Raw genomic sequence first — 20,907 nt, forward strand, 5'->3', positions numbered from 1 at the left:
TGGTGAATACTGCGCAGCGCAAAAGTATCGCAATGAAATGTTGCAGTTTTGCGGTGATGTCATGTGTGGATGTGGATCGCGCGCAAGATCTCGTCGTAGCTGGTCTCACCTGCCTCCAGACGCTGCTGCGCCGCTTGTGTCAGTGAAAGATTGTGGGCAAACGCATGGTGGCTGAGTTCGGCTTCGGAGGCACCGTCGTGGATCAGGCTCATCAGGGTGTCGTCGATAGCGATGAATTCATAAAGACCCAGACGTCCGCGATAGCCGGTGTGGTCGCACTGCTCGCAACCCACGGGGATGGCAACACGTTCCAGTTGGGGCAGGCCAGGAAGCGACGGTACGCCGCCGTCCGATGTGGCGTGCCATTGGCGACAGGCAGGGCATAGCCGTCGCACCAGACGCTGGGCCATCACGCCCTTGAGGCTGGTGGCCAGCAGGTAAGGCTCGATGCCCATGTCGCGTAGACGCGCCACGGCTCCCAGTGCGCTGTTGGTATGCAGCGTGGAGAGCACCAGATGGCCTGTCAGACTGGATTGCACGGCGATGGCGGCGGTTTCCAGATCGCGAATCTCTCCAATCATGATCACGTCCGGATCCTGACGCAGAATGGCGCGCAGACCTCGGGCGAAAGTCAGCCCCGCATGAGGGTTGACAGGGGTCTGCCCAATGCCGGGGATGGCGTACTCCACCGGATCTTCGACGGTCAGGATATTGCGCTCGCTGTCGTTGAGGAGATTGAGACTGGCATACAGCGTGGTGGTCTTGCCGGAACCGGTAGGGCCGGTATTGAGCAGAATGCCGTTGGGCTGACGCAGCGTATGACGGTAGCGATCCAGCATTTCCTGTGGCATGCCGAGTCTTTCCAGATCGAGCAGGCTGGCATGCTTGTCGAGCAGGCGCATGACGACACGCTCTCCGTGAATGCCGGGCAGGGTCGAGACGCGAATATCGACCTGGCGTCCCGCCGTGCGCACGGCGATACGACCATCCTGTGGTTGGCGCTTCTCGGCGATATCGAGCTTGGCCATCACCTTGATTCGCGAAATCAGCATTGCTGCCAGCACGCGGGGCGGCTTGAGCGCGGTACGCAGTGAGCCATCGACGCGCAGGCGGATCACCAGCTCTTTCTCGAACGGCTCGACATGAATGTCCGAAGCGCCGAGCCGCAGGGCCTCGGAAAAGACGCCGTTGATCAGGCGAATGACTGGCGCTTCGTTCTCGGCATCGAGCAAATCTTCGGCACGTGGCAACTCCTGCATCAGACTATCGAGATCGACGTGCTCGGCGAGACCCTCCAGCAGTGCTTCGGTACTGGCCCGGTCGGTATCATAGAGTTCGCCCAGACGTGCTTCGAAGCGGGTTTCATCGAGCCACTCGCATCCTTTGGCCGTACCGTGGACTCGCTGTAGTTCTTGCAAGATCGCGATCTGTTGCTGTGGTCCGTCGTGACGACAATAGAGTTGGTAGCTCTGTGCCGTGGGCACTGCCGCTATGCCGGCTCGTTGCGCGATACGGTACGACAGCAGCGGTGGCTTTGACGTGTTCTCTCCCTGTGTCTCTTCTTCGGCTTGTTCGCTCATGGCGTCAGCGTCCCCAGGCGCTCCCGGGCTGAGGGATAGAGCGTCTGCCAATCGGTGGCGGGCCTTTGGCCCTCCGCTGTCGACGAGTCTGGGGCCGACGAGATAGAGGCGTTTGCCGTTTCCAGCTCGGGCAGACGCTGCTCTGCATCCAGATCGTGCAACAACTGCTGCGCGCGCATGTAGCGGTATTTTTCCGCCGTTGCGGCATCCATCGTCTGTGCATCACGAATCACCCGGGCGCGGATGAATACCATCAGGTTCTGCTTCTCGCTTTCATTGCTGGAATAGCGGAACAGATTGCCGATCAGTGGGATATCGCCCAGTAGCGGCACGCGTTGCTGGGCATTGCTGTTCTGGCGGCTGATCAGTCCCCCCAGCACGATGATGCCGCCATCCTGGGTCACCACGGTGGTTTCGATTTCGCGCTTGTTGGTGACAACGTCGCTGGCGTCGACGTTGTTGGCGATCGATGACACCTCCTGAGTGATCTGCATGCGAATGGTATTGTCCGCGCTGATGGTCGGTCGGATATGCAGTTTGACGCCGACATCCTCGCGCTGGATCGTCTGGTAGGGATTGGAGTTGTCGACGGTGGTGGAGCCGGTGACGAAGGGCACTTCCTGACCGACCAGAATGTAGGCCTCGGCGTTGTCCAGCGTCATTAGCGAAGGCGTCGACAGCAGGTTGGTATCGGTATCGCTACGCAGGGCGTTGAGCAGCACGGCGAAGCTGATCCCGCTATCGCTGAGGCGGCCCACACCCGTGGTAATGCCCCCCATGCTGCCCAACAACGAGCCCAGTGCCGAGGTATCGTCGCTAGCGGCTGCGGCAGCTATCTCGGCAATACCGGGGTTGGAGGAAGTCGGAAAGTTGACACTACCGACGGGGATTGAGCCGCTTCCGCTGGTATCGGCAAACAACCATTGCACGCCGATCTGTCGAGCACGACTCTCGGTGATCTCGGCAATGATCGCTTCCACCGCTACCTGGGCGCGACGAATGTCGAGACGTTCGATGATGCGTTGGTACTTGTCGAGTTGATTGGAAGGGCCGGACAACACGATGGCGTTGGTATCGGGATAAACTGCAAAGGAGACGTTCTTGCCGTTGTCCAGTGACGACATGGTGCCCGAGGCGCTGCTGGAACCAGTGCCGGATGCGCTGGATGTGTCGGCAGCGCTGGTATCGCTGCCGGCGAGCGCCGTGCCCGGGTTGGCGCTATCGAGGCTGCTGGACAAGCCGCCTACGCTGTTGCCGCTACGCAGGTTGTTCAACACATTGACCACGGCTTCGGCGCTGCTGTGGTTGAGATAGATCACGCGGGTGTTGGTTTGCTGGCTGGTTTGGGTATCCAGCGAGGCGACGAGTCGCTTGAGACGTTCCCGCTCGCGGCCAGGACCGAAGACCACCAGGGCATCGTCGCTGGGGGCGGCGATGACGCGGGTCTGGCTGCCCTCCTGCTGCATGACACCATCCAGCGTTTCCGCCAGATCCTTGGCCGAAGCATTGTGCAGCGGAATCATCTGCGCCTCGCTCTCGCGGCTCTGGTCCAGACGCTGGGCCAGACGGGTCAAGCGTTCCAGGTTGTCGCGCCAGTCGGTGACCACCAGCAGTCGGCTATCCGGATAGGCGGTGACGAGGCCGACTCGAGTATCCACCAGCGGTTTCAGAATCTCGGCCAGCGTCGTGGCATTCAAATGCTGGGTTTCGATCACCTGGGTCGCAATGACCTGGCCTGCGTCATCCCCGCCCAGTGGCACGGGCTGGGTGCGGGCGACTTGATCCGGCACCACGCGCACGCTGCCGTCGCTCAAGGGAATGGTGGCATAGCCGTTGACCTGCAGTTCGTTCTGAAATACCCGGTAGAGTTCATCGGCGGTTAGCGCACGCTGGCTGTTGAGACTGATATTGCCGCGCACGCGTGGGTCGATGACGAAGGACTTGCCGGTAATACGGCCAATGCTGTGGATGAATTCCGCCAGACTGACGTCATCGAAATCGACTTCGTAACGCGGAGCCTCTACGTTACCTTCGGGGGGCCAAGGCTGGCCGCTGGCGGTGGGCAGCCAGGCGAATAGTGACCAGGTGAATAACAATAGGGTGCCGAGCACCATACGCAACATCATGGGGAAAGCTCCAATACCAGCATCACGGGTTGGCCGTCTCGTTGTAGTTGTACGCGGACCTCGGAAGTGTCTTCGAACGCGGCGCGCAGTTGATCCAGGCTCAATGCGTTCACGGCGTGGCCGGCAATCGCCGTTATCACATCGCCGGAGTGGAATGGCAGTGCCTCGAACAGCGTGCCGTCCCGCCCCGGACGTAAGCGATAACCGCTCAGCGTGCCGCCATGGGTGATGGGAATGGTCTGTATCTGGGGCAGCAGACGGGTAGGCTGGGCGAGTAACTGATTCCGGTAATCGTCGCCGAACTGGGCGCGTAGCGCTTGCTCAGGCCACCTCGCGCGTTCGATGGGGATGCCACCGGTGGGGTGACCAGACGACGGGGTGGGCTCGGCCTTTGTCACAGCATTGGGAGTAGTGGTCGGTTCATCGCTGGGCCATGGCAGAAGTTCATGACGTCTACGGTTGTTCAGAACCAATCCTTGCGCAGTGATATCGATCAGATCCACTTCATCCAGTAGGGCGTCGCCGCGCATGGCGACCTCGGGGCCTTGAGGCGTTTCGAGCACGATCACGGACCGCGACAGCGGAATACCACGCAAGACCCCGACAATATGCAGGGGCAGTTGCGTTCGAGGTAGATCGCTCTGGTCCTGGTCGGCGGTAGTGCGATGCCATGAACCGTCGGCCACTATCGGCAGGGCCGCAGATGGAGGCGTGTAAGTCTGATAAGCCATGGGATGAGACGGGTGGTTGAAGTCCCAGATCAACTGGGCGCCGCCTGCCAGCACGCGCGCCGCCAGCCATACCACCACGCACCACAGCAGCCAATGCCCGTAAGGACGCAGCCTGTCAGCAGCCGATGACAGAACCGGACGCATCATCAGCTCAGACGGCGCTTGGGATGCCAGCCGGGATGCCCATCCACGAAACGCAGCTCGGCCCGGGGCGGAAGAGGCAACGGCGCCTTGGGATCGCGTGCGAGGAGATAGCGCTCCAGTATCTGCCAGAGTGGATCGCCAGATGGTGCATCTGGCCTTGAGCTCCAACTGATGACCCGTTCACTGGGAGCATTGCGCAGCTTCACCCGCTGGCCACGCTCGGTGCCGTACTGACACTCCCACTCGACGCCGATGACACGCGGCAGATCTTCACTGTTATCCAGCAGGATCGGGTCGTCGAAACACTGATCCGATTCGCGTTCCAGCAGTCGACGCAGGCTGTCGGTAGTCATCGACAGACTGAATACCGACGTACTGTGACCACCGCTCAAGCTGAGCAGGTGATCCCGAGTGATCGCGCCGTTGGGGGGAACGATGCGGTCATAGCGCTGGCCCGGAGAGAGGCCGGTTTGTGTGGTCTCGCCGCTGGAGTGGCGCAACGCCTCGAGGATCAGGGAATCCCAACTGCCCCCCGTGGTATCGCGCCGCCACAGCCAGTCCGGCACCCGGCCTACCGAGCGATCGAGCCAATCCTGATAGGGCGCGCGCAGGCGCTCGACCTCAGTCTGGTAATAGTCGAACCTGGCGCGGGCTGTCGGCGTTAGTGCCTGTTCATCCGCGCTGTGAAAGGCAGCCTTGAACTGCCATTGTCCGTTGACGCTGCGGCAACTAATTTGGAATAACCCTACTCCCCGCGACCCGGAGAAACAGACCGGAATCTGTCGTCCCTGGGCTTGATCGACCATGACCAGATCGGGCCATAGGTCCAGTCCGCGGGCACACAGCAGGATATCAGCATCCTGCAGTCGCTGGGCCAGCCATATCCCGGAGCCGCTACCGGTATCTGCCAGCACTATCACCAGATCGGCCTGTTGGCGGGCTTGCGCCACTTGCTCTTGGACCGCCAAGAACCAGACATCCAGTGCTCTATGCTCGTCATGGGCGTAAGGGTTCGTCGCTCCGACCACGGCGATATCGACACCGCCGCGCTCGAAATAGCCGATACCGCTGACGCTGTCGTCGGGATTGCTCGCGTGGTCCAGCACGCCGAGCACCGGTTTGCCGTAGCGTCGATACAGCGCGGCGCTATCGTCGTACCATTGCGTGCGCTCATCGCTGCTGACACGGGCGTCGCTACCCAGCAAGCCGCTGACGTCGACGCCGGATGCTCCTCGCGTGAGATAGCCCATGCCGCCGCCATTCCAGCACTGACCGTTTTCCAGCGTGAGGCAACGATCCGTTCCCAGAGTCTTGCGCAACGCTTCCAGCATGGCAGCCAACGTGGCATAGCCACCCAGAGAGAACTGAGTGGCTTGCCGGGGCGAAGTCATGAAGGCTGGTACCGTGCCAGGGGCGATGGCATTGATGCCTTTGCCGGTGGCCCAGGGTGCGCGCCCCAACATACTGGCGGGGCCCAGTCGCGTTGCCGGCACACAGGGGGTGTCGGCATGAAACGCATCCAGTGTGTCGGCGTAATAAAGCAGCTCGACCTGAGCGGAAGCCGGTGCACGTGACTGGGTTCGAGAACTGCCCAGAGAGCTGCACCCCGCCATTATCCACGGCAGAAAAAAGGATGCGGCTGTGCCTTGCAGAAACTGCCGGCGTCCCTTGCTCGAAGAGGACGCGGCGTTCGCGGAAGAAACTGCTGGCTTGTCAGGGCGTGGTGGCGTTGTTGTGTTCGGCCTGGTGAGGTCAGTCATGAGTCTCGGTCATTAGGCGGTACACGTTCATGAGCCATGGCTTCATCGCTCATGTCGGCCGTCCATCTTAATGACGACTCCATGACAATTTGACGATAGGTGAGCGTCATTTTCAGGCTGTCTCGGTTCGTTAATCGATATGTCATTTCAATAGCCTATGTTCGTTGCAGCGTAATGGGTGGATTCGAATTACAAGCTTGACTGCTAACGACCGATATAACTGAACAGACTTGAGTGAGGGAACCATGAGCAAGGAAATCGAAGATCATCGCATCCTCAACCGCAGTGATAACGAACCGTTCTCCGCGATTCTGGACCGCCGTGTCTCGCGTCGTGGCATCATGCAGGGAGGACTCGGCGTCGCGGCCATGACGGTCCTGGGTGGTTTCGGTCTGGCGGGTTGTAGCGATGACGATGATGCCCATGCCGATGACCAGCCGGCGAAGACGCCACTGGCACTGGCGTTCGAATCGGTCAAGGGATCGAAGACCGACGCCATTGTCGTCCCTGCCGGTTATAGCGCGCAGGTCCTGATTCCCTGGGGTACGCCGCTCAACAGCAGCGCGCGTGACTGGAATCCCGGGATGAAAATGACGCCGGAAGATCAGCTTAATATGGTGGGGATGCAGCATGATGGCATGCACAACTTCCCGCTGGACGAGAAGAACGCCTCTTCCGACTTCCTGTTGGCGATGAACAACGAATACATCGATCAGACAGCGCTATGGTTCCAAGATGGCCCCACAAGCGACGTCGATGGCAAGCGTCCCGCCGATGAAGTGCGCACCGAAATCAATGCCCACGGTGTCACTATCGTGCGCCTCAAAAAGCAAGGTGACGGTTCCTGGGTACATGATCCCAGCTCGCTTTATAATCGTCGTATCACCAGCGCCACGTCAATGGATCTGGCCGGTCCGGTGGCGGGTAGCGATTACGTCAAGACCAAGTACTCAAAAGACGGTAAAACGGTGCGCGGCACCAATAATAATTGTGCCAATGGTTATACGCCTTGGGGCACCTACCTGACCTGCGAAGAAAACTGGCCGGGATATTTCATCAAGAAAGACGGTCGCGAAATGGATGATGACCGCCTGGGGATCGAAGACGAAAACGGCCGTTATGGCTGGGAGACGGCCGCCGGTGATGCTAGCGAAGTCGATGACGAATTCGCGCGTTTCGATACCACTCCGCGTGGCGGGAGTGCCACAGACGATTATCGGAACGAGGCGCGCGGCTTCGGCTATATCGTCGAGATCGACCCTTACTCAGACGCCCGAGCGATCAAGCGCACGCATTTGGGCCGTTTCCGCCACGAAGGTTGCTGGCCGGGCAAGCTAGTGGAAGGAGAGCCGGTGGTGTTCTACTCCGGTCACGATTCCCGCAACGAATACATCTACAAGTTTGTCTCCAAAGCCGTGTGGGACCCGGCTGATGCCAACCGCCCCGGTGACAACTATGATCGGTTGTCAATCGGCGCCAAGTACATGGACGAGGGCACGTTATATGTGGCCAAGTTCAATGATGATGGCACTGGTGAATGGTTGCCGCTGACTCCGGATGCCCAGACGCCCGGTGGTAAGTCTCTCGCCACTGCCCTAGGTTTGGATACCGGCGATCTGGCCGGCATTATCGTGCATACCTGCGATGCCGCCGATCTGATGGGGGCGACGCCGATGGATCGTCCGGAGTGGGGCACGGTCGATCCGCACACCGGAGAGGTCTATATGACGTTGACCAATAACTCCGATCGTACCGAAGCAGGGACCGATGCAACGTTTACCAGTGGCAACAGTGTCGAGGAGCTTGGCGTAGGATATGCTTCTGCCCCGGTCAACGGTCCCAATCCGCGCGCCGAGAACGAAGGCGGGCAGGTGATCCGATGGGTCGAGCCCTCGCCGAAGGAGGCCACCTTCGAGTGGGATATCTTCGTATGCGGTGCTGCCTCTGGCGATGCCGATAACCTGTCGGGTCTGACCGAGCTAAATCAGTTCGCCAGTCCGGATGGCTTGTGGTATGACGATCGCGGTGACGGCAAGGGCATTCTGTGGATCGAGACCGACAACGGTTACGAGAACGTTACTGAAGATACCAATGACCAGTTGCTGGCGGTGGTACCGGCAGCCGTTAGCCAGGGCGAAGGCGACACCACGGTGATCGGTAGCGGTAACCAGACCCAGTTGAAGCGTTTCCTGGTTGGTCCCAACGGCTGTGAAGTGACCGGTATCTGCGCCACGCCGGACAAGTCCGCGCTGTTCATCAACATCCAGCACCCAGGCAACTGGCCGGCGGATGACTCGGCAGCGACCCAGGATGCGACGAAGGTGACCAGCGGAACCGTGCGTCCACGAGCATCGACTGTCGTCATCTGGAAAAACGATGGCGGCCAGATCGGACTCTAATCTCCCGGCAGGTAGCTGTATAAATCAAGGGCCGAATGCTTTGGCATTCGGCCCTGTCGTTGGAGAACCACCAGGCGGTGGCCCTCGATGGATTGACTCGATTGCTATGGGACGCAATGCGCCGATTTCACGCCTGACTGGCGTAGGCGTAGAGCAGTGTCTCTTGGGCGCTGATGGGTTCGGCATCGCCTGGATCGCGAAGATGATATTGCCCTTCGGTGTCGAGCTCCCAGCTCTGGCAGTTGTCCAGTAGATAGGTGTCGAGATCCTTGCGCACCTGCTGCGCGACTTTCTTGTCCAGCAGCGGGAAGCAGGTCTCCACGCGATGGAACATGTTGCGCTCCATGGCGTCCGCGCTGGAGCACCATACCTCGTGCTTGCCGTCATTGTGGAAGTAGTAGACGCGCGTATGTTCGAGGAAGCGGCCGATGATCGAACGCACCCGGATATTGTCGGAAATACCCGGTATGCCGGGGCGGAGACAGCACATGCCGCGAATGATCAGGTCGCAGCTTACGCCGGCCTGCGAGGCTCGATAGAGCGCGCGAATCAGCTTGGGCTCGGTGATCGCATTGCACTTGATGACGAGCCTGGCTTTCTTGCCGTTCTCGGCCAGTTTGGCTTCGCGATCGATCATCTCGACCAATGTCTTGTGCAGCGTAAAGGGAGCATGCAGCAGCGTGTTGATCTTGCGTGGCTTACCCATGCCGGAGAGCTGCTGGAACACCTTGTGCACGTCGTCGCATAGCTCGTCGTTGGCGGTCATCAGACTGTAGTCGGTGTACAGCTTGGCGGTCTTGGCGTGATAGTTGCCCGTGCCGAGATGGGCGTAGTGACGCAGTTCGCCCTTCTCGCGCCGGACGATGTGCATCATCTTGGCGTGAGTCTTGTAGGCCATCACCCCGTAGATGACGATGGCGCCCGCTTCCTGCAGTCGGGAGGCCAGCGCCAGGTTGTCGGCCTCGTCGAAGCGTGCCCGCAATTCGATGACCACGGTGACTTCCTTGCCGCCGCGAGCCGCTTCCACCAGCGCGCCGACGATCGAGGAGTCGGCGCCGGTGCGATAGAGCGTCTGCTTGATCGCCATGACGTCGGGATCGCGCGCTGCCTGACGTAGCAGATCCTCCACCGGCGTGAACGACTGAAACGGATGATGCAACAGGATGTCGCCCTGGCGAATGGCGGAGAACAGGTTGACCTCGCCGCGTAACGGCTTGGGCAGGCCGGGGGTGAATGGCCGATAGCGCAGATCGGGCCGCTGGACGTCGCCGAGAACCGCCATCATGCGGGTCAGGTTGACCGGGCCATTGACCCGATAGAGATCCTCCTCGCCAAGCTCGAACTGCTTGAGCAGAAAATCGATCAGGCTATCGGGGCAGTTGTCGGCCACCTCGAGGCGGACGCCACTGCCGTAGCGTCTGGCCAGCAGTTCACCCCGAAGTGCGGAGGCCAGGTCCGAGACCTCTTCCGGATCGACCGACAGGTCGGCGTTGCGTGTCAGGCGAAACTGGTAGCAGCCCTCCACTTCCATGCCGGGGAATACCTCATGGGCGTGAGCGTGGATCATCGATGACAGGAACACGTAATCGGTGAAGCCCGCTTCGCAAAGCGCTTCCGGCAGCCGAATCAGCCGCGGCAACGAACGCGGCGCCGGGAGAATCGCCATGCCGCCCTCGCGGCCGAAGGCATCGGTACCCTCGAGCTCGACGATGAAGTTGAGACTCTTGTTGACCAGGCGGGGGAAAGGGTGAGAAGGATCCAGTCCGATCGGGCTGATGACCGGGGCGATCTCCTCCTCGAAGTAGTCGGCAACCCAGGCCGCCTGTTCGGGCGTCCACTGCGCGCGGCGCCGGAAACGGATCTTCTGCTCTTCCAGGGCCGGTACGAGAACATCGTTGAGTATGCGGTACTGACGTTCCACCTGCTCATGGCCGATGCGCGAGACCTCGCTCAACACGCGAGCCGGCGTCATCCCATCGGCACCGGTCTCTTCATGAAACGAGGCCAACTGATGCTTGAGGCCGGCGACCCGAATCTCGAAAAACTCGTCGAGATTGGAGGAGACGATCAGCAGGAACATCAAGCGGTCGAGAAGCGGATGCGAGGCATCCAGCGACTGCTCGAGGACACGAATGTTGAACTGGAGATGCGACAACTCGCGATTGAAATAGAGCGCGGCGTCGTCGAGATCCGCGTGCGAAGAGGGCGCCTCCTTGGCATGGATCCCCTTGCGCGTGCGATTGACGCGCAAGGGCGGGGGCGGCGTCTCTTCACCGGTGGCCGGCAAGGGGAGATCGACCGGGCTGTTGGGCGTGTCCGTTGTGCCAGAATCCGTCATCAGAAGTCTCCGGTACCGGGGCCGACACGCCCGCGGCCCTCAGGTGTTGAGCAGTTGCGCTGCGCGTTTGGCGAAGTAGGTCAGAATGCCATCGGCCCCGGCGCGCTTGAAGCAGGTCAGTGATTCCAGAATTACGCTATCCGCATCCAGCCAGCCTTTCTCGAAGGCGGCCATGTGCATGGCGTACTCGCCGCTGACCTGATAGGCGAAGGTGGGCACGGCGAACGACTCCTTCACCCGCTGGATGACATCCAGGTAGGGCATGCCGGGTTTGACCATTACCATGTCGGCACCTTCCTGGATGTCCAGAGCGGTTTCGTGCAGTGCCTCGTCGGTGTTGGCTGGGTCCATCTGGTAGCTGAACTTGTCGGCACGGCCCAAGTTGCCACTGGAACCGATGGCATCGCGGAACGGGCCGTAATACTTCGAGGCGTATTTGGCCGAGTAGGCCATGATCTGTGTCTCGTGCAGCCCCTCGCGTTCGAAGGTGGCGCGAATCTCGCCGATGCGACCATCCATCATGTCGGAGGGGGAAATCACGTCGGCGCCGGCCTCGGCGTGGGAGAGTGCCTGCTTGATCAGTGCCTCGATGGTGCGATCGTTGAGCAGGTAGCCGTTCTCGTCCGGCACGCCATCCTGGCCGTGCGTCGTGTAGGGGTCGAGCGCCACGTCGGTGATGATGCCGAGATCGGGGAAACGCTCGCGTAGCGCCCGGATCGCGCGCTGGATCACGCCGTCCGGGTTCCAGGCTTCGGCACCGTCGACGGTCTTCTTCTCCGGCGGGGTGAAGGGGAAAAGGTCGATCGCCGGAATGCCGAGCGCGACCAGCTCTTCGGTCTCGCGCAGCAGTTCGTCGATGGAGAGGCGTTCGACACCCGGCATGGACGAGACCGGCTCGCGGCGATTTTCACCGTCGAGCACGAAGACTGGGAGGATCAGGTCGTCGGTGGTCAATGTCGATTCTCTGACCAGGCGGCGGGAAAAGTCGCTTTTGCGCAGACGGCGCAGGCGAGTAGCCGGATATTGACGCGACAGGGAATAACGCATGAATCTCTCCACGATAGGCGGCGAATGTGCCTCGCAGCACGCTCGCGTCACCGACAGCCAAGCTATCAGTGACGAATGACAAAAAGATGACAGCGGGGCTTGGCGTCCCAGTATAACAACCGAGTCGACGGACCGGATGGGGGCCTTTGTCGCAGCGGCTGGAACCGGACGAATTAGTCTGAGTCCGCAGGCGCTTCCGCGCGTCGACGCTGGACGATGCGGCCGAAGAGGATGCCGACTTCGAACAGCAACCACATGGGAACGGCCAGCAGGCTCTGCGAGATGATGTCCGGCGGAGTCAACAACATGCCGATAATGAAGCAGATCAGGATCACGTAGGGGCGTTTCTTGCTCAAGCTCTCCACGTCGGTGATACCGGTCCAGATAACCAGGAACGTGGCGATGGGGATCTCGAAGGCCACGCCGAAGGCGAAAAACATCTTCAGCACGAAATTGAGATAGGCGTTGATGTCCGTCATTACCGTGACGTCCTGCGGGCCGGTATGCACGAAGAAGCTGAACAGGAGCGGGAACACGACGTAATAGGCGAAGGCTGCACCGCAGTAGAACAACAGGATGCTGGAGGCGAGCAACGGGAACGCCAGCGCCTTCTCATGCTTGTAGAGCCCCGGCGCGATGAATGCCCATGCCTGATAGAGAATGAACGGAATCGCCGCAAAGATGGCGACCACCATGGTCAGCTTGAACGGTGCCAGAAAGGGCGACGTGACTTCCGTCGCGATCATCTTCGAGCCGACAGGCAGAAGCGCCACCAACGGATCGGCCACGAAGCGGTAGATGTCGTTGGAGAAAGCGTAAAGGCCGACGAAGACCAGCACGACGACGATCACCGCCTTCATCAGGCGCGAACGCAGCTCTATCAGATGCTCGATCAGCGGGGCCTGTGACTGCTTTTCATCTGGCGGTGGAGAAGAGGCATCGCTCATCGGGAAGCCGAATCCTTGTCCGCGGGTGAGGAAGAGGGGGGCTCGGACGAGGCATCAGCCGGCGCGGAAGGCGCTGGCTTTCCGGCGCGAGTGGATTCGTCGACCGGCGTGGCGTCGCCAGCGGTCGAAGGCGTCGGGGCCTCCGAATCCTCCTTCTTGTCGATTTCGAAATGCTTTTCGACGCCCCGGCGCGCCTGATTGACGTTCTCGTCCAGTTTTTTCTGCTGCTCGGCCAGTTTCTGGCGCAGCTCCTCGGCCTCGAGCTGGGACGTGATCTCCCGTTGCATGGTCGAGACGCTGCGCTTGATCCGACCGACCCAGAGTCCGGCCGTGCGGGCAGCCCTGGGCAGCCGCTCGGGCCCCAGCACCAGCAGTCCGACGATGCCGATCAGCAACAGCTCGAAGAAACCGATATCGAACATGCCGGTTACTTGCGCTCGGCCTTGTCGTCGGACGGCTTCTGCGTGTCGTCCGGGCGGCTGTCGAAGTTGCTGTCCTGGGTCGTGTGAGTCGAATCCTGGGAGTGGTCGATGCTTTGCTGCGTGTTACTCCCTTTTTTCTCCTCTTCGTCTTCACCGACGGCTTTCTTGAAGCCTTTGACGGCCCCGCCGAGGTCGCTACCGACATTGCGCAACTTCTTGGTACCGAAGATCAGGATGATGATCCCGAGGACGATCAACAGCTGCCAGATACTGATCCCACCCAGCATAACTTTCTCCTTACTGATGCGCGTTGACGCGATGGTGATTCATGAGTCTCGTTGGCGAGAGGCCTTCTCGTCCAGTCCGGAAACGCCGAAACGCCTGGCCAGCTCCGCCAGCACTTCCCGATGATCGATGTCGAGATGCGACAGCATGACCAGGCTGTGAAACCACAGATCGGCCACTTCGCCGATCAGGTCCTGGCGGCTCTGTGCATCATCCACCCGGACATCCTTGGCGGCAAGAAGCGTTTCGGCAGCTTCTTCGCCAACCTTTTCCAGGATCTTGTTGAGGCCCCGGTGATGTAGCTGGGCGACGTAAGAACTGTCCGGGTCCGCGTTGCGGCGAGCGTCCAGAACCGTTGCCAATCGTTCGAGAGTATCACTCATGAGATGACATTCCTGCTTATGGGGCTACATTGGCTTCGAGCTTCGAGCTTCGAGCCATTATTCTACGCTCAGCGCCAGACGAGCAGCAGCAGGCCCAGCCCGGCCGCCACCAGCACCGGCCAGGGTTGCTGCTCCGCCCAGCCGAGCATCGGCTGCCAGGCCAGCGCCACCGCCAGCAGAACGGCCCCCAGGCGGAGACGTCTGGCGCGCGGTGCCGCCCGTTGGAAACGCGCTTCCAGGCTCGTCAGCGCTTCCGTCTGCTGGCGATAGAGCCGGCGCTGCTGTTCGCGATCGGAGAGTGCCTGATGGGCGAGCACCGGCAGCTCGGGAATCTGGTGCGCCAGTTCCGGCGCGTGCTTCTGCAGCGTCTTCCAGAAACCCTTGGGGCCGGCGCGCTCGCGCATCCAGCGCTCGAGATAGGGTTTGGCGGTGCTCCACAGGTCCAGGTCGGGATAGAGCTGGCGGCCCAGGCCCTCGATATTGAGCAGGGTCTTCTGCAGTAGCACCAACTGTGGCTGGACCTCCATGTTGAATCGCCGCGCGGTCTGGAATAGTCCCAGCAGCACCTGGCCGAAGGAGATGTCCTTGAGCGGTTTCTCCAGGATCGGCTCGCACACCGCGCGGATCGCCGAGGCGAACTCGTTGGCCCGGGTGCCTTCCCCGACCCAACCGGATTCGATGTGTAGTACCGCGACCTCGTAATAGTCCTGACGGAAGAAGGCGAGCAGATTGCGCGCCAGGTAGTCCTGATCCTCGCGGGTCAGGCTGCCGACGATGCCGCAATCGATGGCGATGTAAAGAGGTTCGGTGGGGTTGTCCCGCGAGACGAAGATATTCCCCGGGTGCATGTCGGCATGGAAGAAGTTGTCGCGGAAGACCTGGGTGAAGAATATCTCGACGCCGCGCTCGGCCAGTTTCTTGAGGTCGGTGCCCTGCGCGCGCAGGGCGTCGATGTCGGCGACCGGGATGCCGGTGATGCGCTCCTGGACCATCACCTGGCGGTGAGTCAGCGACCAGTGGATGGCCGGGACGTAGAGCAGCGGCGATCCCTGAAAGTTGCGCTTGAGCTGGGAGGTGTTGGCGGCCTCCTTGTTGAGGTCGAGCTCGTCGAACAGGGTCGCTTCGTAATCCTGAACCACCTCCACCGGCCTGAGGCGGCGCGCCTCGGGAATCCGTCGCATCAGGCGTGCGAAGGTGTAGAGCAACCCGATATCCTCGCGCATGATGCGATCGATGCCGGGGCGGATGATCTTGACCACGACCTGCTCGCCGCTGTGCAGTTCGGCCGCGTGGACCTGGGCGATGGAGGCCGAGGCCATCGGTTCGGTCTCGAACGCGGCGAAAGCCTCCTCGACGGTCTTGCCGAGTTCGACCTCGACCATGGCACGGGCGGTCTCGCCGGGGAAGGGCGGAACCTGGTCCTGCAGGCGTTTCAACTCGTCAGCGATATCCGGTGGCAGCAGGTCGCGCCGTGTCGACAGCATCTGGCCGAACTTGACGAAGATCGGGCCCAGCGACTCCAGCGCCAGTCGCAGCCGCTTGCCGCGCGAGTGGTCGCCGATCGGAATCAGGCGAACCGGGGCAAAGCGCCACAGCCAGCGGATGACTGGCGGTAGTCTGTCCTGGGGAACCAGGCTGTCGAGGCGATAACGGGAGACGGTCCAGGCGATGCGAAATAACCGCAGGCTCATGAATGCGACTCCCGGCGACGTTGCAATCTAGCCACTCTGGCCTCGACACGATCGACGGACTGCTGCAGTTCGGTCAGGTGATCGCGCGCGACGGCGAATTGGTCGCGGCCAGCCAGCCAGCGCCGCTCCTCGAATAGATAATCGCGCATGTCCTGTTGCCACTCGTTGGCCAGGAAACGCGCCTGACGGTCGAGGTGGCGGATGCCATTGGCCACGCCGTGGGCGGTACCGCTGCCCATGATTCTGGATAAGGCATCTTCCCAATCGATATCGAGATCCATGAACAGCGTCTGTATCGGGGACAGCAGTCCCGTCCGGCCGGTGACCGGCAATTGCCCGCTGAACAACAGCCGTTCGGGCGAGTCGCCCGCCAACAGGCGGGTGAGGACGTCTCGGGTGACGGTGATCTCGAGGTCGTCCGCGTCGTGCCAGTCATGCACTCGCCCCAGCGTGACGCCATCGTCATGAAAGGCCACGCGCAGTCCGAGCCGGGCATCGGCGAAGACCAGGCGCAGGGTATGACCGGCCAGTGCCGCCAGCCTGGCGGGCGACGCCGGATCGCGACGCAACAGCGTGTTCAGAGAGCGCTCAAGGGCGACAAGGGCGAAAGTCTCCACCATCTCGCCGGCCCTCAGAGCTTGATGCCGCGATGCAGTGCGACGATTCCGCCGGTCATGTTGGTATAGTCGACGCGCTCCAGGCCGGCGGCCTGCATCATACCCTTCAGCGTCTCCTGGTCGGGATGCATGCGGATCGACTCCGCCAGATAGCGGTAGCTGTCGGCGTCATTGGCGACCAGGCGACCCATTTGCGGGAGCAGGCGGAAAGAGTACTGGTCGTAGGCTTTCGACAGCAGGCCGTTGACCGGCTTGGAGAACTCCAGCACCAGCAGGCGTCCGCCGGGCTTCAGCACCCGCGTCATCGAGCGCAGCGCCGCGTCCTTGTCGGTGACGTTGCGCAGGCCGAAGGCGATGGTGATGCAGTGAAAGCTGTTGTCCGGAAACGGCAGGCTCTCGGCGTTGGCCTGTACGTATTTGACGTTGTCGCCGATGCCGTGGTCGATCAGCTTGTCGCGGCCGACCCGCAGCATGGATTCGTTGATGTCGGCCAGGATGACGCGTCCAGTCGGTCCCACGCGCTTGGCGAACTGGCGGGTCAGGTCGCCGGTACCACCGGCGATGTCGAGCACGCTGTGGCCTTGACGAACGCCGCTGCGCTCAAGTGTCAGCTGTTTCCAGAGGCGATGAATGCCGAATGACATCAGGTCGTTCATGACATCGTAGCGCGCGGCCACCGAGTGAAAGACGTCGGCCACGCGGGCGGCCTTCTCGTCGACCGCTACCTTTTCGTAGCCGAAGTCGGTCGTGCGCTTGTCCATGTGCTTTTCTCCGAGATGACGCGGGCGGCGAACGTTATGCCTGTTGGGGCGGTAGCGTCGCTGTCTGAGCGATGTGCTGCCGAGCGGCTCGAGCCGTGTGACCGACGCGCTCGAGCCGGGGCCAATCGATGTGAATCGACCGAGTCCGCATTGTAGCGTCTGGTCGTAAACTTGTCTGCGCGCATCGCGGCTGGCAGGTAACGGGAACTGGCGTGCCGGCAGCCTTGGTCCCGCATCCGGCCGGCTTCAGACCTGATGAATCTGGATCACGCCGGAATCCCGGGAGGCACCGGCGCGCTCGAGCCGGGTCAGATAGTTCTCCCACCAGGCCTGCTGATGGGTCGCCATGTCGTGGAGATATTCCCAGGTGTAGAGTCCGGTATCGTGGCCGTCGTCGAAATGCAGCTTGAGTGCGTAGCGACCGGTCTGGGTGATATTCAGCAGACCGACGTTGCGCTTGCCGGTCTGCAACACGGCTTCGCTGGGATGATGGCCCTGGACTTCCGCCGAGGGCGAGTAGACACGCAGCAGCTCGATCGGCAGGCGGTAGCTCTCGCCATCGGGATAGCCCAGTTCGAGTTCCCGGTCACGCTTGTGATAGTGGACGCGATTGGGGATGGGGGCGGACATAAGAAACTCCTAGCTATAAGCTATAAGCTATAAGCCGTAAGTTTTGGTCTGCTAGTGAGAAGAGCCGCAAAAGAAAGAGAAGAACATCATTCTAGAGTTCTTCTCTTCCAGCCGCGAAGCGCGCTCTTCCAGCTTAAAGCTTACAGCTCCTCATCAGAGGATATACCGCGACAGGTCTTCGTCCACCGCAAGTTCACCCAGCTTGTCGTTGACGTAGTCGGCGTCGACGACCAGCGGGCTGGCGAAGTCGCCACCCTGGAACGAGGCTTCCTCGAGCAGCCGCTCCATGACGGTGTGCAGGCGACGGGCGCCGATATTTTCGGTGCCGTCATTGACCTGCCAGGCAATCTCGGCGATGCGCGAAATGCCGTCCTCGGTGAACTGGACATCCAGGCCTTCGGTGTCGAGCAGCGCCTGATACTGCTTGGTCAGCGCCGCCGAGGGCTCCGTCAGGATGCGCTTGAAGTCGTCCGGTGTCAGCGCCGTCAGCTCGACCCGGATCGGCAGGCGACCCTGCAGTTCCGGAATCAGATCCGATGGCTTGGAGAGGTGGAAGGCCCCGGAGGCGATGAACAGGATGTGGTCAGTGCGCACCATGCCGTGCTTGGTGGAGACGGTGGAGCCCTCGATCAGCGGCAACAGGTCGCGCTGCACGCCCTCGCGGGAGACATCGCCGCCGCTGCCGGACTCACCGCGCTTGGCGACTTTGTCGATCTCGTCGAGGAATACGATGCCGTTCTGCTCCACTGCTTCCAGCGCGCGCTGCTTGATCTCTTCCTCGTTGACCAGCTTGGCGGCTTCTTCGTCCTGCAGCAGCTTCCAGGCGTCCTTGACCGTCACGCGGCGGTTTTCGGACTTCTGCTTGCCCATGTTGGCGAACAGGCTCTGCAACTGGTTGGTCATCTCCTCCATGCCCGGCGGGGTCATGATGTCGACGCCCTGGCTGGCCGGCGTCACCTCGATATCGATCTCCTTGTCGTCGAGCTGACCCTCTCGCAGCTTCTTGCGGAAGACCTGTCGCGTAGAGGTATCGTCGCGGCCGGCATCGTATTCGCTACCGCGTGGGCGCGGCAGCAGGGCATCGAGGATACGCTCCTCGGCGGCGTCCTGGGCCTTGTGGCGCACTTCGGTCTTGGCCTGCTCGCGCACCATCTTGATGGCCATTTCCATCAGGTCACGCACGATCGACTCGACGTCGCGACCGACGTAGCCCACTTCGGTGAACTTGGTCGCCTCGACCTTGAGAAACGGCGCTCCGGCCAGCTTGGCCAGGCGGCGTGCAATCTCGGTCTTGCCGACGCCGGTCGGGCCGATCATCAGGATGTTCTTGGGTACGATCTCGCCGCGCATGTGTTCATCGAGACGCATCCGGCGCCAGCGGTTGCGTAGCGCGATGGCGACGGCACGCTTGGCGTCGTGCTGGCCGATGATGTACTGATCGAGCGAGTGAACGATCTCACGCGGTGTCATCGACGACTGGGTCAGTGCTGGCTGGGCGCCGGCCGTTTCCTGAGACGTGTCGTTCCGGGAAAGACTCTGAGACATGGGGGATGGCCTCGTTACAGCTCTTCGAGCGTGATCTGATGATTGGTGAAGACGCAGATGTCGGCGGCGATGTTTAGCGATTTTTCGGTGATCTCGCGTGCGCCGAGCTCGGTATTCTCGAGCAGCGCTCTTGCCGAGGCCTGGGCGAAATGGCCGCCGGAACCGATCGCGATGATGCCGCGCTCGGGTTCGACCACGTCGCCGTTGCCGGTGATGATCAGCGACGCCGTCTTGTCGGCGACGGCGAGCATCGCCTCGAGGCGGCGCAGCGCGCGGTCGGTACGCCACTCCTTCGCCAGTTCGACGGCTGCCTTGGTCAGATGGCCCTGATACTTCTCCAACTGCGCTTCGAAGCGCTCGAACAGGGTGAAGGCATCGGCGGTGCCACCAGCGAAACCGGCCAGAACCTGGCTGCGATAGAGGCGGCGAACCTTGCTGGCATTGCCTTTCATTACCGTGTTTCCCAGCGATACCTGGCCATCACCGGCCAGGGCGACCTGATCGCCACGGCGCACGGATACGATTGTGGTCATGCAGTCGACTCCCAATGACGCGCCGTCGAAGCTCGCAGACGGCGCCGAAAAACAGGTGCGATCGCGTCTGGGTACCCAGGGGCATGAGACGACGCGATGCGGCATGAACCATCAAGTGCGGGCAAGGAGAGGGGAAATCAAGCCGACGACGAACGTCGAGGGGAATGAACAGGAGGCCGGCAGGAGATGCCGGCCATCATGGAGCCTGTTGGTAACCTCTACCGACGGGGCGACTCTTCTCGCGCCGACGGTGCCGCGACGCTAGTTCTGCAGGCGCAGCAACAGCGGCTCGATGCCCTGGGTCACCATCAGGTCCTGGGCGCGGGATAGCTCGCGCTTGTCCTCGTAGGGACCGACCTGGACCCGATGCCAGAGCTGATCACCATTGGCCCGAACGTCGGTGATCTTGGCCAGCAGGCCGAAGTCCTTGAGCCGGTTGGCCAGGCGTTCGGCATCGCCGAGATCGCGGAAGGAGGCGGCTTGCAGGACGTAGCGTCCTCCGCTGGGCGTTGGCTGCTTGGTCTGGTTGGCGGCGTCGTCGGCCGCGGCTTCCTGGGTCGTCTTGGCGGTCGGCTCGGGCGATGAGCTATCGCTGTTGGGGGCAATGACTTCCGTTTCCGGCAGTAGCGTGTAGAACTCGAAGGTGGGTGTCGCAGGCTGCTGAGGGGTGGTGGTGCCGCCGCTGGCGGCGTTATCGCTGCTCTGAGCATTGCCGCCGGTGGCGGCCTGATTGGATGTCGGTCGGGGCACGACGGCCGCCACCGGCTCCGGCGAGGAGCGATCCAGATACTGCGACAAGGCAAAACCGGCAATCAGGCCGGCGATGGCCCATAGCCAGCCAGGGATGCCGCCGAGGCTGCCTCCCTGGTGACCGCCGGATTTGCGGGGACGAGGCTTCGTCGTCGCGCCTTTGGGTGAAGAGCGAGAAGAGGACGGGCGACTGTTCTGAGCGGGGCGGCGTGCCATGT

At 61.6% G+C, this 20,907-nt stretch carries 18 protein-coding genes; 1 reads left to right on the plus strand and 17 read right to left on the minus strand.

Going from position 1 to position 20,907, the window contains the following annotated elements; all coding sequences use genetic code 11:
* Positions 1-59: 59 nt before the first annotated feature.
* From F0A16_RS06250 to F0A16_RS06265, 4 genes are read right to left on the minus strand one after another with little or no spacing between them, the layout of a single operon-like run.
* A complete protein-coding gene (locus F0A16_RS06250) occupies positions 60-1,580 on the minus strand; it encodes a GspE/PulE family protein (RefSeq protein ID WP_149434503.1) in 1,521 nt (506 codons plus the stop codon).
* On the minus strand, positions 1,577-3,706 hold the full coding sequence (gene gspD, locus F0A16_RS06255) for a type II secretion system secretin GspD (RefSeq protein ID WP_239023729.1): 2,130 nt from the start codon (positions 3,704-3,706) through the stop codon (positions 1,577-1,579). The genes F0A16_RS06250 and gspD overlap by 4 nt, the downstream gene beginning before the upstream one ends.
* A complete protein-coding gene (locus F0A16_RS06260; protein WP_149434504.1) occupies positions 3,703-4,581 on the minus strand; it encodes a hypothetical protein in 879 nt (292 codons plus the stop codon). The genes gspD and F0A16_RS06260 overlap by 4 nt, the downstream gene beginning before the upstream one ends.
* 2 nt (positions 4,582-4,583) lie before the next feature.
* Positions 4,584-6,194, minus strand: coding sequence for a bifunctional UDP-sugar hydrolase/5'-nucleotidase (locus F0A16_RS06265; protein WP_149434505.1), 1,611 nt, complete (start codon positions 6,192-6,194; stop codon positions 4,584-4,586).
* Positions 6,195-6,586: 392 nt separating this feature from the next.
* On the opposite strand from F0A16_RS06265, the gene F0A16_RS06270 reads away from it, so the two are divergent.
* On the plus strand, positions 6,587-8,740 hold the full coding sequence (locus tag F0A16_RS06270) for a PhoX family protein (protein ID WP_149434506.1): 2,154 nt from the start codon (positions 6,587-6,589) through the stop codon (positions 8,738-8,740).
* A gap of 127 nt (positions 8,741-8,867) precedes the next feature.
* On the opposite strand, the gene ppk1 is transcribed toward F0A16_RS06270, so the two are convergent.
* The 13 genes from ppk1 to F0A16_RS06335 form a co-directional block, all read right to left on the minus strand.
* On the minus strand, positions 8,868-11,078 hold the full coding sequence (ppk1, locus tag F0A16_RS06275) for a polyphosphate kinase 1 (protein WP_149434507.1): 2,211 nt from the start codon (positions 11,076-11,078) through the stop codon (positions 8,868-8,870).
* A 39-nt stretch (positions 11,079-11,117) separates the two neighbouring features.
* Positions 11,118-12,125 (minus strand): porphobilinogen synthase, encoded by a 1,008-nt coding sequence (gene hemB / locus F0A16_RS06280; RefSeq protein ID WP_149434508.1) that lies wholly within the window; start codon positions 12,123-12,125, stop codon positions 11,118-11,120.
* Between the two features lie 173 nt (positions 12,126-12,298).
* Positions 12,299-13,072, minus strand: coding sequence for a twin-arginine translocase subunit TatC (tatC, locus tag F0A16_RS06285; RefSeq protein WP_149434509.1), 774 nt, complete (start codon positions 13,070-13,072; stop codon positions 12,299-12,301).
* The gene (gene tatB, locus F0A16_RS06290; protein WP_149434510.1) at positions 13,069-13,494 is read right to left on the minus strand and encodes a Sec-independent protein translocase protein TatB; all 426 of its coding nucleotides are present in this window, start codon (positions 13,492-13,494) and stop codon (positions 13,069-13,071) included. The genes tatC and tatB overlap by 4 nt, the downstream gene beginning before the upstream one ends.
* Before the next feature lie 5 nt (positions 13,495-13,499).
* The gene (gene tatA / locus F0A16_RS06295; RefSeq protein ID WP_149434511.1) at positions 13,500-13,781 is read right to left on the minus strand and encodes a Sec-independent protein translocase subunit TatA; all 282 of its coding nucleotides are present in this window, start codon (positions 13,779-13,781) and stop codon (positions 13,500-13,502) included.
* Between the two features lie 39 nt (positions 13,782-13,820).
* Positions 13,821-14,162, minus strand: coding sequence for a phosphoribosyl-ATP diphosphatase (locus tag F0A16_RS06300; RefSeq protein ID WP_149434512.1), 342 nt, complete (start codon positions 14,160-14,162; stop codon positions 13,821-13,823).
* A gap of 68 nt (positions 14,163-14,230) precedes the next feature.
* The gene (gene ubiB / locus F0A16_RS06305) at positions 14,231-15,853 is read right to left on the minus strand and encodes a ubiquinone biosynthesis regulatory protein kinase UbiB (protein ID WP_149434513.1); all 1,623 of its coding nucleotides are present in this window, start codon (positions 15,851-15,853) and stop codon (positions 14,231-14,233) included.
* Entirely contained in the window at positions 15,850-16,473 is a 624-nt protein-coding gene (locus tag F0A16_RS06310) for a ubiquinone biosynthesis accessory factor UbiJ (protein ID WP_149434514.1), read from the minus strand. Before F0A16_RS06310 ends, ubiB begins: the two co-directional genes overlap by 4 nt.
* A gap of 11 nt (positions 16,474-16,484) precedes the next feature.
* The gene (gene ubiE / locus F0A16_RS06315; RefSeq protein ID WP_149434515.1) at positions 16,485-17,231 is read right to left on the minus strand and encodes a bifunctional demethylmenaquinone methyltransferase/2-methoxy-6-polyprenyl-1,4-benzoquinol methylase UbiE; all 747 of its coding nucleotides are present in this window, start codon (positions 17,229-17,231) and stop codon (positions 16,485-16,487) included.
* Between the two features lie 246 nt (positions 17,232-17,477).
* A complete protein-coding gene (locus F0A16_RS06320) occupies positions 17,478-17,861 on the minus strand; it encodes a gamma-butyrobetaine hydroxylase family protein (RefSeq protein WP_149434516.1) in 384 nt (127 codons plus the stop codon).
* A gap of 153 nt (positions 17,862-18,014) precedes the next feature.
* Complete coding sequence (gene hslU, locus F0A16_RS06325; protein WP_149434593.1) at positions 18,015-19,331, minus strand: ATP-dependent protease ATPase subunit HslU; 1,317 nt, start codon at positions 19,329-19,331, stop codon at positions 18,015-18,017.
* 89 nt (positions 19,332-19,420) lie between these two features.
* Positions 19,421-19,939 carry an ATP-dependent protease subunit HslV gene (hslV, locus tag F0A16_RS06330; protein ID WP_149434517.1) on the minus strand — a complete coding sequence of 173 codons (519 nt, stop codon included), beginning with the start codon at positions 19,937-19,939 and terminating at the stop codon, positions 19,421-19,423.
* A 261-nt stretch (positions 19,940-20,200) separates the two neighbouring features.
* On the minus strand, positions 20,201-20,905 hold the full coding sequence (locus tag F0A16_RS06335) for an SPOR domain-containing protein (RefSeq protein ID WP_149434518.1): 705 nt from the start codon (positions 20,903-20,905) through the stop codon (positions 20,201-20,203).
* Between the last annotated feature and the right edge of the window lie 2 nt (positions 20,906-20,907).

The sequence above is a fragment of the Salinicola corii genome (genome assembly GCF_008298015.1).
Classification (GTDB): Bacteria; Pseudomonadota; Gammaproteobacteria; order Pseudomonadales; family Halomonadaceae; genus Salinicola; species Salinicola corii.